Annotated in this window: 8 protein-coding genes and 5 pseudogenes; 8 read left to right on the top strand and 5 right to left on the bottom strand. The window is 56.9% G+C overall.

Going from position 1 to position 14,791, the window contains the following annotated elements; translation table 11 throughout:
- The first annotated feature begins 53 nt into the window (after positions 1-53).
- The 3 genes and pseudogenes from LDH74_RS22005 to LDH74_RS22015 all read left to right on the top strand — a co-directional run bounded on the left by LDH74_RS22005 (position 54) and on the right by LDH74_RS22015 (position 5,183).
- The gene (locus LDH74_RS22005) at positions 54-2,192 is read left to right on the top strand and encodes a pectate lyase (RefSeq protein WP_226042619.1); all 2,139 of its coding nucleotides are present in this window, start codon (positions 54-56) and stop codon (positions 2,190-2,192) included.
- A gap of 144 nt (positions 2,193-2,336) precedes the next feature.
- Positions 2,337-3,857 (top strand): annotated as a pseudogene (locus tag LDH74_RS22010) (pectate lyase).
- Positions 3,858-3,938: 81 nt separating this feature from the next.
- Positions 3,939-5,183: a mandelate racemase/muconate lactonizing enzyme family protein gene (locus LDH74_RS22015; protein ID WP_226042620.1), complete on the top strand. Its 1,245-nt coding sequence runs from the start codon at positions 3,939-3,941 to the stop codon at positions 5,181-5,183.
- An 863-nt stretch (positions 5,184-6,046) separates the two neighbouring features.
- On the opposite strand, the gene LDH74_RS22020 is transcribed toward LDH74_RS22015, so the two are convergent.
- The 4 genes and pseudogenes from LDH74_RS22020 to LDH74_RS22035 form a co-directional block, all read right to left on the bottom strand.
- Positions 6,047-8,005: an archaea-specific SMC-related protein gene (locus tag LDH74_RS22020; RefSeq protein ID WP_226042621.1), complete on the bottom strand. Its 1,959-nt coding sequence runs from the start codon at positions 8,003-8,005 to the stop codon at positions 6,047-6,049.
- Positions 8,006-8,124: 119 nt separating this feature from the next.
- Positions 8,125-8,745, bottom strand: coding sequence for a rod-determining factor RdfA (rdfA, locus tag LDH74_RS22025; protein ID WP_226042622.1), 621 nt, complete (start codon positions 8,743-8,745; stop codon positions 8,125-8,127).
- Positions 8,746-9,076: 331 nt separating this feature from the next.
- Positions 9,077-9,231: pseudogene (locus tag LDH74_RS22030) on the bottom strand (IS6 family transposase); the annotation flags it as partial.
- Positions 9,232-9,635: 404 nt separating this feature from the next.
- Positions 9,636-10,311 (bottom strand): annotated as a pseudogene (locus LDH74_RS22035) (IS6 family transposase).
- Positions 10,312-10,984: 673 nt separating this feature from the next.
- Between LDH74_RS22035 and LDH74_RS22040 the strand changes: the two are divergent.
- The 5 genes and pseudogenes from LDH74_RS22040 to LDH74_RS22060 all read left to right on the top strand — a co-directional run bounded on the left by LDH74_RS22040 (position 10,985) and on the right by LDH74_RS22060 (position 13,547).
- Positions 10,985-11,452, top strand: a complete 468-nt coding sequence (locus LDH74_RS22040; RefSeq protein ID WP_226042623.1) for a hypothetical protein — start codon at positions 10,985-10,987, stop codon at positions 11,450-11,452.
- Between the two features lie 168 nt (positions 11,453-11,620).
- On the top strand, positions 11,621-11,941 hold the full coding sequence (locus LDH74_RS22045; RefSeq protein WP_226042624.1) for a hypothetical protein: 321 nt from the start codon (positions 11,621-11,623) through the stop codon (positions 11,939-11,941).
- A gap of 257 nt (positions 11,942-12,198) precedes the next feature.
- The gene (locus tag LDH74_RS22050) at positions 12,199-12,408 is read left to right on the top strand and encodes a hypothetical protein (RefSeq protein WP_226042871.1); all 210 of its coding nucleotides are present in this window, start codon (positions 12,199-12,201) and stop codon (positions 12,406-12,408) included.
- Positions 12,409-12,972: 564 nt separating this feature from the next.
- Complete coding sequence (locus LDH74_RS22055) at positions 12,973-13,335, top strand: hypothetical protein (protein WP_226042625.1); 363 nt, start codon at positions 12,973-12,975, stop codon at positions 13,333-13,335.
- Positions 13,328-13,547, top strand: a pseudogene (locus LDH74_RS22060) (HalOD1 output domain-containing protein). Before LDH74_RS22055 ends, LDH74_RS22060 begins: the two are co-directional and overlap by 8 nt.
- A gap of 489 nt (positions 13,548-14,036) precedes the next feature.
- Here LDH74_RS22060 and LDH74_RS22065 read toward each other — a convergent pair.
- A pseudogene (locus LDH74_RS22065) lies at positions 14,037-14,285 on the bottom strand (TrkA C-terminal domain-containing protein); the annotation flags it as partial.
- Between the last annotated feature and the right edge of the window lie 506 nt (positions 14,286-14,791).

The following is a 14,791-nucleotide window of genomic DNA, read 5'->3' on the forward strand; positions in this document are numbered from 1 at the left end:
CACACCACAACCATTAAAGTAGGGCAGAAGCAACGTGCTGCTGAATATAAATCATGGAGAATAATAGACGAACCTTCATCCGGACGATCGGCGTCGGCTCACTCGCCGGCCTCGCTGGCTGTTCCAGCCTAACTGGAGACGAGACGACGGACGAAAATCCAGGCGGGAACGGCGGGGACGGCCCCAAAATCATCACCATCGACGGAGCGGGAACCGATATCTGGAACACCGCCGACGCGGGACACTGGTTCTACACGCAGGTGAGCGGCGACTTCGACGTGCGCGTTCACTGTACTTCGATCGAGAACACGAACCCCCACGCGAAAGGGGGCATCATGGCCAGAGCGAGCACGGAGCCTCGCGCGAAGAACGTCATGATCCGCCGCCGCCCGGGTTACGCGACGTCGCCGCAGTGGCGCCCCGAGAACGGCTCCTCGACGACGAGCACCACCTCCGAGGACGGGCAACCGCTCTCTCGCGTCGACGGCGGCATGTTCGACGGCAACTGGCAGCGCCTGGAGCGTAGCGGCGACACCATCCGCGCGTACGGCTCAGAGGACGGTGAGGAGTGGACGCTGGTCGCAGAGATTCCGTCGAACGTGATGTCGCTCCCCGACGAGGTCTCTCTGGGCCTCGCCGTGACGAGTCACGATCAGGCGAACGCCGCCACGGCCAAGTTCCGCGGCCTCGAGGGCCTCGACACGGCCGACATGACCAGCGAGGACCTCGGGAACCCGATCATCAAGGGCAGCGTCACCGTGAGCCAGCCGGCCGTCGTCAACCTCACCGAACCCGACACGTCGCCTACTGCGGCCTCGCTCACCGGCGAACTCGAGACCATGGGCGGTGCCGACGCCGTCGACGTCTCCTTCGAATACCGAGAGGCGATGTCCGACGAGTGGCAGTCGACGGACGTCACGACCCTCGAGGAGACGGGCGAGTTCGGTTTCGACGTCTCCGGGTTAACGCCGCGTCGCTATTACCAGTATCGCGCGCACAGCGACAACGGTGAAGCGGAAATCAGCACGGTAAACCAACTGTTCTCCACGCCCAGCAACTCCAGCGGCAGTTCCGAGGAGGGTCCCCGGAGCGCCTCTCAGATCGACCCCGGTGACGGGTTCGCAGACGTCGCGCCGTGGCTCGACGATGACACGCCGCTCGTCGTCGTCAGCGAGCCGACTCGCGAGGAACTGGCCCGCGCGACGAATATCGCCGGTCCGCGCGTCGTCGTCTTCGAGACGAGCGGCACCATCGACCTCGGCGCGGAGGACCTGAACGTCCGGAACGATAACTGCTGGATCGCTGGCCAGACCGCTCCCTCGCCCGGCATCACGCTCATTCGCGGCGGTCTCTGGGTGTACGGCAACAACTCCGTCGTGCAGCACATCCGTGTCCGGCCCGGAGACGCCGGCCAGGATGAGGGATGGCAGCCAGACGCTATCGAGATGGCCGACGACACCGAGGGGAACGTCATCGACCACTGTACCGGCACGTGGGGCGTCGACGAGAACATCAACGTCGGGTACGACACGAATGATTCGACGATCTCGAACTGTCTCATCGCGGAGCCGCTCAATGACGCGACTCACGAGAAGGGCGAGCACGGCTACAACTCGATCGTCGGCAACAACGCGAAGAACGTCGCCCACGTCGGCAATGTGATGGCGCTCGGCACGGACCGGAACCCGCGCCTGAAGCAGGGGACCGAGACGGTCGTCGTCAACGACTACGTCCACTACTACGGCGACGGCATGTGGGCCGACCCCGACACGAGTCACGCCATCGTCGGCAACGTCTTCGAGGACCCGCAGTCCGACGAGGCCAACGTCTTCGGTGACGGGAGCGTCTACGCCGAAGACAACCTGCAGGCCGGTGACGGGAGCGTTGACATGATCGGCAGTAACATCACGATGCTCGACTCCGAACCTCACTGGCCCGAGACCCTGGAGGCGCTCGACTCCAGTGCGGTAATCGAGCACAACCTCGCGAACGTCGGCGCGCGACCGGCTGACCGGACCGAGGACGACGAGCGTATCATCAGTGCCATCAGCAGCGGGGACGGCGGCGTCATCGACAGTCAGGAAGACGTCAACGGCTACCCCGAACTCGCCGAGAACACCGAGGACCTCGGCGAACCCGAGAGCAACCTGCGCGCGTGGCTCCGCGAGGAGGCGCTCGCCGTCGAGGAGTAAGCAGGCTACCTGAGCGACTTTTCCGTTCCGCTTCGTCAGTCGCGTCACGTCCGTTGTCGCGGCCCGTCTATCGTTCGCGACGGGCGGTGCATATCCCGAATTCCCAAACGTACAAGGTCCTGCTCGCCGATACCACGTTACTGTATGACTGTGCCTTCCGCGAGCGAGATCGTCGACGGCGTGCGGACTCACGTCGACGCGGTCCTCGAACACGCCCGCGACGACTACGGCGACGAACACACGCCGTTGCTCGTCGACGCCCTCGAGGCGACGACGCGGACGGGCGTCGCGTACGACGGTCGCGACGTCGCCCACGGCCACCTCTCGAACGTCGCCCTCCAGCAGTCATTTCTGCGCGCGCTCGTCGGCCTGAGCGAGGTCACTGACGACGGAACGTATCGCTCGAGGGCCGACGATATTGTCTCGTGGACGTTCGATCACGCCACCGACGACGCCGGCCTGGTATACTGGGGCGGTCACGCCGCCTACGACCTCGAGGCCGACGAGGTCGTCGTCGGGAAGAGCGACCACGAACTCAAGTTCGAGTACCCCTTCTACGAGTTCCTCTACGACGTCGCTCCGGACGCGACCCGCCAGTTCGTCGCGGCGTTCTGAAACGCTCACATTCTCGACTGGGAATCACTCGATTTCAACCGCCACGGCGGCTGGAACGAGCCGATAGGGGACCTCTGGGATCACGAGTACGAGGGCGGCGACGTGTTCTTCTGGGGCGACGGCCTCACCTTCGTCAATACCGGCAGCGACCTCTACTACGCGGCCGGGCTGCTCGCCGAACTCACCGGCCAGGACGAACCCCTGGCGTGGTCGAAGCGACTCGCACACCGATACGTCGAGACCAGACAGGACCCCGGAATCAGCGGCTATCAGTTCAGCCAACACGCGAGTTACTGTAACGGCCCCGAAATTCGCGGGGACCGGGCCCAGTACCAGTTCGCACCGTACATCCACGGCGATAACCGCATCTTCGAGGGGACGCTGTTCCGTCCCCGTCCCATCGTCCAGCGCCAGCAGTTGGCGCTCGCCGAGCGATTAGGGGAGCGCGGAACACCGTTCGGCCGATGGGCGATCGAGGAACTCAGGTCATGGCGCGAGGCCGCCTACCGGCCCGCCGAAAACGAGTTCGAGCCGATGCTCACGGACGGGTTGAGTCTGGACGGGTTCGTCGTCCGCCGGGAGGGGTATTTCGGTCCGAAGGGACGGGTCATCGGCCCCATCGAGGCCGGCCCGGACTTCCTCTGGACGTACGCTCGCGCGTATCGGGCGAGCGGCGACGACCTGTGCCGGGCGACGGTGCGGGATATCGCCATCGGCCTCGGTCTCGGCGACATCGGTGCGCCGCACGAACAGCCGGCGCTCGAGTCCGATCCGATCCCTGACGCCGTGGGGCCGGAGCTGCTGTGTGCGCTCCTCGAGTTGTATCGGGCGAACGGTGACGACGCGTATCTCGACGCTGCAGCCCGGGTCGGCGGTCGCCTCCTCGCCGAGCGGGAGAACGGCCTGTTCACCGACGACGCGGGTCGGGCGGTACTCGATGACCTGACGCCGCTCGCGCTCCTCCGTCTCGCCGTCGCGCTCCGCGGTGACTCCCTCGACGCGCTTCCGACGCCCGTCGGTGACCGAAGCACTCCGACGGGTGGTGTGTAGCACGCCCGTGGCGACGCATCGTCGTCCGGATATGCAGAACGGGCCCGAGGAATTTATGTGAGTGCGAACTACTGTCGAAATATGCGCATCACAGACGTTGGGGGATTCGCCCTGTCGTCCCCGATAGACCCGTCACAAGACCGAGACTTCCACGGCGGCACCCGTCGTCTGCTGAAACGCGACGTCGTGCTCGCCGTCGTCGAGACCGCCAGTGGACTCCGCGGGGCCGCGACAGCGGGCGCGACGAGTTCCGCGATGCGAGAGTACTTCGAGGGCGACTCCCAGGGGACCTTCGCCGACGTGCTCGAGAACGAAGTCGCCGCCGCGCTCGAGGGGGAGGAGATCGACGAGATCACTGACGCCCACGACCTCGTCGAGGCTACTGCCCTTCCCGACCGCCTCGAGACGAAGGCCATCTCCGCGATCGACGTTGCCCTGTACGACATTCGGGGGAAGGAGCTGGGAACGCCAGTGTACGAACTTCTCGGAGACCAGTACGAGAACCCCCCGGAACCCACCACTGACCTCCCGCTCTACGCCAGTTCAGGGATGTACATGGAACCGAAGGAATTCGCCGAGCAGGCCGGCTACGTCGAGGAAGCCGGCTTCTTCGGCTACAAGTACCGCCCCGGGATCGGTCCCGATGCCGACCGCCGAACGATCGATCTCGTCTCGGAGGCGCTCGACGAGACCGAGATGATGCTCGACTCGCACACCTGGTGGAAGCTCGAGGACAGTTACGGCGACGAGACCGTCGACGACATCGTCGCGTACGCGGACGAAAAGGGCGCGTACTGGGTCGAAGAACCAGTCGCACCAGACGACTACGCGGGCTACGAACGCCTGGCGGAGACCGGCGCAGCGCTCGCGGGAGGCGAGAGCGAGGCGTCACCCGACGGGTTACTTGCGCTCGGCGAGACGGGCGCCGTCGACTTCCTGCAGGGCGATGTCCGCCACCACCGCGGCTTCACCGGCTGCCGGCGCGCGATCGAGTTCTGTCGCGGTCGAGACGTCGAATTCGTCCCGCACAACTTCGGTACCTGGCTTGGCCTGCTCGCGAACGCTCACCTCGTCGCCGCCGCACCCGAAGTCGACCTCGTCGAGTACCCAATTTTTGAGGACGATCCGCTCGTCGACGCCTCGGGCGACCCCGGAATGTATCCGTTTGATCTCGCATTCGACATCGTCGAGGGACGGCCACCGGTCGAGAACGGTCGGCTCACCGTTCCCGACGAGCCAGGACTCGGTATCGAAATCGACCTCGACGTCGTCGAGGAGTACCCGTTCATTGAGGGGCCGTGGACCGAATTCCGCTACGAGTCGTAGCGACTGCAGGATCACCGATGAGGGATCGTTTCAGGTCTTGTAATCTGATAGGAACATTTCTTCGCCGTGATGGCGGCAATCTGTTCCCTCTTGGGGAACACTACTGGGCCGTATTACTGCTGCTGGTCCCTCTTTAGTCAGACGGCAGCGAGCCGCGGTAACCGATACGTTCTCATTTCGCCGAGAATCCGCGACTCCTTCTGGCCAGTCGGTAACGGTCGATTCAATTCCGCTACTGTCCAGAATACGTCTGGTAACCGAGAGGGGTTCCGTTCGATCCCTGTGCTTCAGCAGGGCATAGCCAACGTTTGCGAACGTGATCGACCGATTTCGGCCGACCCGACGTGTGGAATGGACGGGGGTGGAGAAACAAGCGATTCGGGACAGGAGAACGAAAATTGGGTTTAGCGCTGCCATAGAAGAAACGACCGCTTCGAGGACCCCGCAGTACGCTTTATGACGTTTGTTGTTCGTTGGAACGTGATCCGAAAGCTTACCAAATGTTTGGATCTTGAAAGCTTGGCTCGGCTGAATCCCGCGATTTAAGGGATCGCTCGTCGCCGGAGAACGGTAATTTCTCATCTCGTGATGCGTTCCCGAAGGGGGAACGGACCAAAAGCTTTCAGTAAACCCGACTGGAAGGGGTGATGGCCCTACTAATTTACATCCATATTACTGTAAATCGGGCTCCGTCGAAATCAGCTGCTATCGAACGTGCGGGCGAATGAAATCGGAACAGAATTCATTAGTCGTTGATAGGAAACAAGCAGAACCGAGTGTGTGGCGATGCCTCCGCGACCACGATTATGGATCAGAACAAGGCAGAACGGTATGATAAACGGCTCTTCGTCCGTCCTCGCTGATCAGATGTCCGTGATAATGCCGGGGTCGCCGTTGATGGCCTGTGCGTCCTCGTCCAGCAGTGCCACGACGAGATAGGGAACGTGCGTTTCGAAGTACTCGACGAGCGCCGCGATCCGCTTGGAGTCGATCGCTTCGAGGGAGTCGAGCAACATGAACGGGACCGTCTCGTACACGTCGTGAACGAGATAGCCGGCTAACGCGAACACAAGTCCGGTCACTTCTCGTTCGCTTTCGCTCAGATGGTCGATCGTATCCTCGTAGGCCGCACCTTCGTCAGTACTGCGGACGACCTTGAGATCGAACGACGACTTCGAGACTTTCTGGCGCCCGTCACGAACCTCTCGACTGGTCTGATCGATCCAGATCCGATCGAGATTGTCGTAGCCGAGTGACTCACGGAGGTTCTCCATGTGTTCGTTGAACGCCTCGACCGCGTCCGCTTCGATCTGACCGATCCGCATGCGGAGATCCGTCTGTTCGTCTGTTACGTCCTCGCGGCGCGCTTTGAGCTTCTCCCGCTCACCGAGTCGCTCTTCGATCGTAGCGATTTCGTCTTCGATCTCGTCGCGCTCCCGTTCCTTGCGTTCGAGTTCGAACTCGAGTTGGTTGACCTCCTTGTGCTGGTCGAGAATTCCACTGTACTCTTCGGTCTCGAGCTCGTCAATATCGGTCTCGAGTTCGTCGATTTTGTCGGTAAGGGATTCGCGCTCGTCCGTCAAGTCCTCGATTCGGTCGCTCCGCCGCTCGATCTCGTCAGTGGTCGACTCGAGGCGCTGTCGCGTCTGACGGTATTCGGCCCGGTTTTCGTTGATCGCGGAGCGCGTCTCCCGCCGATCCTCGAGATCGGCGCTGATCTCGGATCGCTCTTCGAGTCGCTCCTGTCGGACGGTTCGGAGTTGTTCGAGCGTCGTCTCGATCTGTTCTCGAGCGACCGACGAACCGCAGGTCCAACACGTGACCGTCTCGGCGTCGGCGAGCAACCGATCCGTCACTGGTCCGTCGTCAGTCTGGCCGTCGTCTGCGAGGACGGAGTCGGGCTCGTCGAGGAGTTGCTCGTTGAACTGGATCGTGCTCTGAAGCTGTGAGATCTCTTCGGAGAGATCTGCTTTCTCCGCCTGGAGCGTCTCGATCTCGGCTTCGATACGGCTAATCTCGGTCTCGTCACCCGCCGAGAGCGATTCGAGTCGGTCCTCAATCTCGTCCCGTTCTTCCTCCAGTGCTTCGATACTCTCGCGCTCGGTCTCGATTCGATCGCGAACGCGCTCGAGTTCGGACTGCGTGTCGCGTAGTTCTCCGAGTTTCGTTTCGAGCGTGGACTGCTTCTCTCGTCGCTGTTCGACATCGACGTTCGTCTCTTCGAGTTCCGCTCGAGCCGTCTCGAGTTCGTCCCGTAGCGTCTCGATCTCGTTCGTTATCCGCGTTCGCTTTGCCTCGAGATCGGGGAGCCGCTGGTCGAGCGTTTCCAGTCTCTCGAGTCGCTCGTCGAGCTCTCGTTTTCGTTGTTCGTACTGTTCGATTTCGGCCTTGATCGCGGCAGTATCGATCGGCCGCATGATCAACTCGCGAAGATCGTCGCCGCGAGCGACGGCTTGCCGCGCCTCGTTGGATTCGAGCAGAAAGGCGAACAGATCCGCAATCTCCGGGTCCGCTAAGTACGGGTCGCCCTCGGTGGCGATCGCTCCGGCTCGCCGTTCGAGCCGCCGCCGATAGATCTCGTTTCCGAACTCGAGTGTCACGCTTCCGTCGTCGGCATCTGCTTTGAGACTCACTCGATCGCTTCCGAGCGCTGCCATGATCGCCTGTAGCAGTGACGTACGGTTAGTCGCGTTTCTTCCTGAGAGAATCGTCACCCCTTCCTGAAAAGAGACTTCCGCCTCGTCGATACCGCCGATATTGCTGACAGAAAGCGTTGCTTCCTTCGGGATGTCGTGTGTCTTCTCGTCCACGCTACTTGCCATAATTACTTGTTTCGCCCATCATATATAGGAATTGTCCTTTTATTTGCAGCGTCTCCGCGCGTATGGCGACCGCCACGGTCTGACCGGTAGTCTCGTTATTGCTCTCTGTTGCCCGATATCTAGCAGTTACAGGAGCGTTGGTCGAGCAGTTCTCTGATAGTGTATTCCTGGTAGCAGTCCTCGCAGGTCACCGTCACGGAGACGTTCACGTTGAATGCACCGATCTCGAGAATCTCCTTTCGCTCGAGTCGCTCGACCGTGTCCGATGTGACTACCGCGGTTCGATTCTGGAGCGCACCCAGTTTCTCGGTACTTCTCTCGAGTTGTTCCTCGTCGCTGGGGGTTCCAATTGCGGTGTCGAGACACTTCGTCAGATGGTTGTAGACCGTCTGGTGGGAGACGAAGTCTGACTCGACCTGTTCGACCGGGACACCGTCACGCTGTAGTTCGTTTCGCGTCTGGACCCGTGTTCCGCTGGTGACGTCGTCGCTCGTGAGCAAACGGTACGTGTTCTTGACCGCTCCCTCTCTAGGGGGGATGTCCGCGTTCGTAAGCGCCGTCTCCAGTACCCGCTGGTTCACGTACGTTGCGAGTTCGCGCGTGCTGCGCTGTTCGTCGGCGTCACCGGTCCAGTAGCTGATTAGCGTGTCGTGGAGATCCGTGAGGTCGTACCTCTCGGAAACTCGACCGAGTTTACACCCACACCTTGATTCAGTCGTATCGGAGCCCTCGTCGGTCACTGCCGATAAATACTGCTGTGAACATAAAATGGTTTCTGTCCCGGAACGTGGCGGAGTCAGTCTCTTCGGTCAGTGGTATACTTCGTCACCAGCTGTACCCCCTATCATATTCAGACCTATCACTTCGTTACTGACGTGACCGTTCGGTTGCCGTCTTCGGAAGAGCGGTGGTCGTTAATTCGGGCGTTATGGAATCTGTCCGAAAGGGACTGTCGTTTGACCACTGATCGTTACAGGTGTACAGTTGTAATTACTCTCTGTCCGATACCCCCGACACTTGATGGTACCATCCGTTTTCACCGTGGGTATACGCGTGATCCCCTCGTGTGTAGATAAACTGGTTCCACGCGGAAACGAACGGTCTCGGCCACTCATCAGCCGTCTCCGCGCGTGTGTTGCTGAAGTAGTTTGAGTCTGGAGTCGTTTACCATTTTACCATCTTGAATATATGTTCGAACTATTCCGACCTCCACGTTTTCAGTGTCGAATCGGGATCCGTTTCGACGGAATGCAGTCTGAAGACGCGTCGCTTCACCAAGGAGGGACACGAATCGTTGAAATTGTTTTTCTCGGTACGTTTCTGATTACGACGTTCCGTTAGAACGAACAAAATTGCCGAAAACAGCCGTTTACGAGCGGTTTTGCTCGTTACTGGATCAACAGTAGTGGACAGTAGTAACGGTGTTCGCCAATCAGAATTCCCGTCTCGTCGACCCCGATACGATTCGGAGAACGTCAAATTTCGGCTGTAGATCGAACTTATGAACCCGATTTCCGACTCCGCCTGACACCGCACTTCTCGAGTCACAGAGTTGTACTGAAAAACGATAATTCGGAAAGAGGTGGAACTGTCTCTAGTAGACGTTAGAAATAGTTGCTCACGGCACTGTCTAGTTCTGTACCTCCTCGATCGGCGTCTTTCCATCGAGAGCTTGATGCGGTCTCTGATGGTTGTAGTAATGCATAAACTTTTCAAGCCACCCGCGGACGCTCGACCGACTGCCCACCCACGAATTATGGAAGCGGTCGATACGCATTTTGAGGGTGTGAAACCACTTTTCGATGAGGTTTCGGTCGGTATAGTTGATCTGACCGCTCAATCCTAATCGAGCAAGGGCAGTCCGATAGCCGAATTGATCAACGAGAAACTCAACATCCGAGAGATCGTGTTTCTCGGTGAGTCGATGGAGAAACGCAGCCGTCGGATCGGTGCCATGCCGCCCAAATAACGCAACATCGAGAATCAACTTTGTCTCGATGCCTATTGCAGCGTACAACCAAGACCATTCGCCGTTAATCTTGACAGCGGTTTCGTCAACGGCGACCCGCTTCGGCTGCGCCTCAGGCGGGTCGCGTCCGCTGTCAGCTAGCCGATGAACCCAGTTCCAAACCGCTCCGTGAGATCGTTGAACGCCTAATTCCGCTAAAATCGTTGTTGTCTCCCGAAGCGAACAGCCGGTCTGATGGAGGCGGACGGCGAACGCCCTGACGCCCGTCAGTCCGCTCATTCTCCCAAGATTCTTCAAAATCCGGTTCATAGCTCTCGCTGAGCAGGTCTGCGAGCATCTAACCAATTCACTCAACCATCTGCTCACTTCTCAAATTGACTCAACTAGACAGTGCCGGCCGCGGATGTCGAATATTGGGATAAAATTTTGGAAGTGATTAGTCAAATACCGACTGAGCAATATTTGGATTCGGAATCACTGTAGGAGGCAGTCAAACGAAAACAGAGGTCAGTACGCGTGTCTTGTTATCAGCCTCTTCGAAATCGTCTACCTGAATGAAAGAGGAGAGACCGCTGCAAATGCCCCTAAGGGGGCAAGGTAATCTTGCGGCGCGCAGAGCGCGCGCCGCGCTTGCGAAAAATTTGGCCGGCCGATATTGGACGTTACAACGGTGCTACCCCTGGGTAGTGAAGAGTGGTACCTCGATAATCCACCTTGCCGGGTCTGCTTAGGACGGGAGACGAGACCTCAAGCAGCTGTATCTAAGGCCAAGGTCACAAATTACCGCCCCGCCGCTGGTAGGGCAAGCCGAAATAGAGGGTAAAGAGGAAGCACCAATATAAGATGGTTTGGCTCTGTTGAAAACATATTCTTCAGAGCATTTTAGCGTGAAACTAATACTCACTACACGTGCGTATTGATCGCTGTTTAATAGGAAGAACAGATTGAGATTTGACCGAATGTAAGCTAACATAACAAAGCATTTAACCTATCTTTTCGTAGCTGGAATTATGGGGATCACCCGCCGGAAGGCACTCCTGCTTGGAGGCGGTCTTGGAATGTCAACGCTTTCGGGATGTGCTAAACTGCCGTTCGTCGGTCCACAACTGACGTTAACGCTTATGAACTTTGATTCGGAACCACATTCTCTCAATGTTGAGATACTCCGAGCAGAAGGTGGCGAACGAAGCGAGTCAAGAGTTTTTCAAGAAAATTTTAAGCTGCCACCGCTGGAAGAAGATGGTGCCGACAATACGGTACAGGAGTCCGATGTTCTCGAAAGTCGGAAATACGCTGTTCGCGCGAACCTGAGAGAGAATGAATCAGTGCGGGAAAAGTACCTCTTCTATCCCGATTGTACTGGTAATGATGAACCAGATGAAGAACTCTATATTGAGGTTAACAGGGAAGAGGAGGATGAAGAACCCTATATCAAGTTCCAGCAAAATTGGTGTGGAAGTGATTCGTGGTGGTTCTGAGTCCGACTGGAAGGGACGTTAACTATGCTTCCTGTACTTACCGCAGAGGGTGCCAGACCTATCATGTTCGAAGGATTTCAACAGAGCCGATGGTTTCTATATGTCAATTAGGTCTCCAGAATCCTAATCTCTGAAAGATTTAATTATGTGGGTGAAGTATCATCTGTTATGAGTAACGCAAAGGAACTATTCGGCTTAGGTGCATTTGTGGCAGGAACTCTATTTCTATTTTATTATTACACGCGAATTGTGGCTGCAGATTCGATGTCAGAATCTGTTGAAATATTCTCGCGAGCGATACAAACTCTTATCTTTACTTTTGTTCCAACATCTGAGATTGCAGCGCTGATTTCAGTGACTGCTGGATTTATCGGGTCAGCTATTTCCATCAAGTCACTTGGGCCTAAACTGGGTATGATTATTTTCTCATTTGGATTTCTTTACACATCTACAAACCTCATCATTTACTGGTTCACAGTCTCGGTTTAGATCAATCCTCAAGTTTCCCTCCCTGGGGTTGCACGTCGACAAATCCCGTTCCCCGAATATGCACACGAGCTGCGACTCGTCATGTGCATATCTCGAGTCGATCCGTTGTTCGAGCCGTCGTTCGTATCTGGATAGCCGATACGTTCCGACGTTTGGACCGAAATAGGTTGTTCAGTGAGCCAAAAAGCTAGGATTTCGGGGGTCGTGTGTACGAGTACGCGAATCAGGACTGAGACTACGCATATCAACGAGACGCGATCGAAGATACAGCTGACTTCTACAACTGCAACAAGACGAAAGCGGTGGTGAGTGCCTGCGACGACATTCCGAAGTTCGTCCAAGTGTCCCGCCAAGTCCTTGAGCACGACGACCTCACACTCGAGCAACGCCGGGAGATCGCCGAGACGCTGTCGACGCGAGCGGTGACCTTCGAGGCCAGTACCGAGATCGTCACCGAAACCGCGTGAGTGTTTCCCTCAGTACTGGTTGCTGTCTGCGAGTAAGTGTACCGCTTGGGTTCGATGTCTCGAGAAACGCCTGCCAGAGACCGGCGTTAGAGCCCCCACCCTCACGTGGTGTGTCAATTGGGGGAAGCTGCCCGAAATTTGGCACCGATATCACGGAGCCTTCTACTGGACCCTGGAATCAACTAGTGGTGTTTATCGCCCCAGAAGTGGTGAAGGGGCTGATCAGTTGTCCTCTTCGGAGTTATCGATGGCAACGAGAGACATCTACACGACGACGTTTGACGAAAGCGTTCAGACGACTACAACTACCTGTCAGACTGTGGCGGCAGCGTTCGATCGACTGACCGCGAGACGATCTGTGAGGACTGTGGACCTATCCTCGAGGACACCAAACTAGACCGAGGACCAGATTGGGGTCGACATGACGAGCAGGGATCCAAGAGACGGACCGGCGCTCCGCTGACACCGACACGCCACGATCGAGGCCTCTCCACCGAGATCGGGTACAAGCAAGACGGACATGGAAACGCCCTCTCGAACACGAAGCGCCGACAATTGAACCGGTTGCGTCGCGAACAGTCCCGTGCCCAATGGCAGTCGAAAGCCGAACGGAACCTCGCCTACGGTCTCAGTGAAATCCGGCGGATCGTCGCAAGTCTCGGCTTCGCACAGAGTATCCGGGACCAGACATGTTCGCTCTTCCGAACTGCACAGTCTGAACGGCTCTGTCGCGGACGATCGCTCGAGGCCGAAGCCGTCGGGTACATTGTCGGTCGGTATTTCGGGCTGGACACGAGCGGGTCAGCGTTTTACCTCGCTGCATGGGAGGGCGAAGAGTCGGAGGCTATCCTCGACCGACTCGAGCGGATCAGTTCGGCCGCTCAGGAGATTATCGACGCCGTCAACAAGGTGGGAAACAATGAGTGACAGTGAGATTCTGCTCGAGATCGTTAACGCGCTCGAAGAGAAGGGGGCTCTCTCGTGACGAGTATCAACTACAGCAGGTGATCGATGTCGAATCACTCGAGCAACTCGTGGACCCGACGAGTCAACACACTGATCTCGAAGTCAGATTCTCGGTTGGAGAGTTCCGTGTACTGGTTTCACCATCCGATGTGGCTGTGCTGAGGATCTCGTAGAATAGTACTCTCTATCGAATTAGCGTTCAGATCGATTCCCCAGTAACTCATGGAAAGAAAAATACCTATAAGATAGGACTCCAATAGATATTCAAATGACATTACATCTAAGAAACCCCATTATGCAACAAACACTATTGATCGATACAACCGACAGACCACGAAAGCTGGTAATGAAAGGAAATGCCTGAATGTCAGAATTGTGGTTCGCATGTTACTGAACAATATTCTCGTGTGTTCACGCCAGATGGCGTTGATGAACCTCGGGTCTGTCCACAGTGTCCCGATAAGCTTCGAGACGGAGCAGAGATCCGAGATGCGAAATCACAACGTCGGTGATCAAGATTAACAGCTATTTGAGCAATTCAATAGAAGTGGATAGTATTCCCTCGACAAATATGGTCTTCGGTCGGTTTCCACTTTAATACTTCGGCAATACAGTGTTCGAATATACCAATTCTATTCATATAATATCTATAATTCTTACAATTATCGCATTCGGCCCTCGTCATAATAAAACACGTCTGTAAGTCCAAGGTCGAGACCGGATGCCGAATAGACGGTGAGCAGATCGCCGGCTTCGATCTGCGTACTCCCTTTAGGCGTGATCGACGGGTCTTCTCCCTCACGGCCGATTGCGACGATAAGGACATCATCGGGGAGCAGATCCTCGTCTGCTTCCTCGATGAGTGTCTTCCCGTCGATCGGCGCATTCCCGGTGACCTGGCTCTGTTGAATTCCTCACTAGTTAACAAGTTCTATAAGGAATCGGGAGGTACAGAACGCATAGTCGCCGTTGAGTATTCAATCATAAACTCTACGGAACGTCGTAGCACTTCTTCCTATTTTTGATTCAGATTGGACCAATAGCTGAGTGTAGTCAAGGTAAGACCGATTCCGATTGCGAATGCATAGTTCGGATTCCCGAGGGCCAAGGTAACTACGAGATTACAAAGAGTGGCTGTAACCCCAGTAAGAATGGCATATTCGCCGCGAGATAGTCCCCATATCCCACTGTCTAGGCGTCTATATACCTGTCTAATATTGTCCATACGTACTTTCTTTACCGAAGCAAAAAATAATTTTCTATTCAATGACACGTGGTCCAGAGGGGCACTATGTCTCGATCACGTCTCCGAGTAATTGAAAGTCCAGATTCAATTCGCTGTTCTTCCTATCAGGATAGACAGAGTGGTTCTGGAGAAAGAAATTTGCTCATCAGTCTAATAGAGACTATGTGTCTC

The sequence above is a fragment of the Natrinema sp. DC36 genome, from assembly GCF_020405225.1.
Classification (GTDB): domain Archaea; phylum Halobacteriota; class Halobacteria; order Halobacteriales; family Natrialbaceae; genus Natrinema.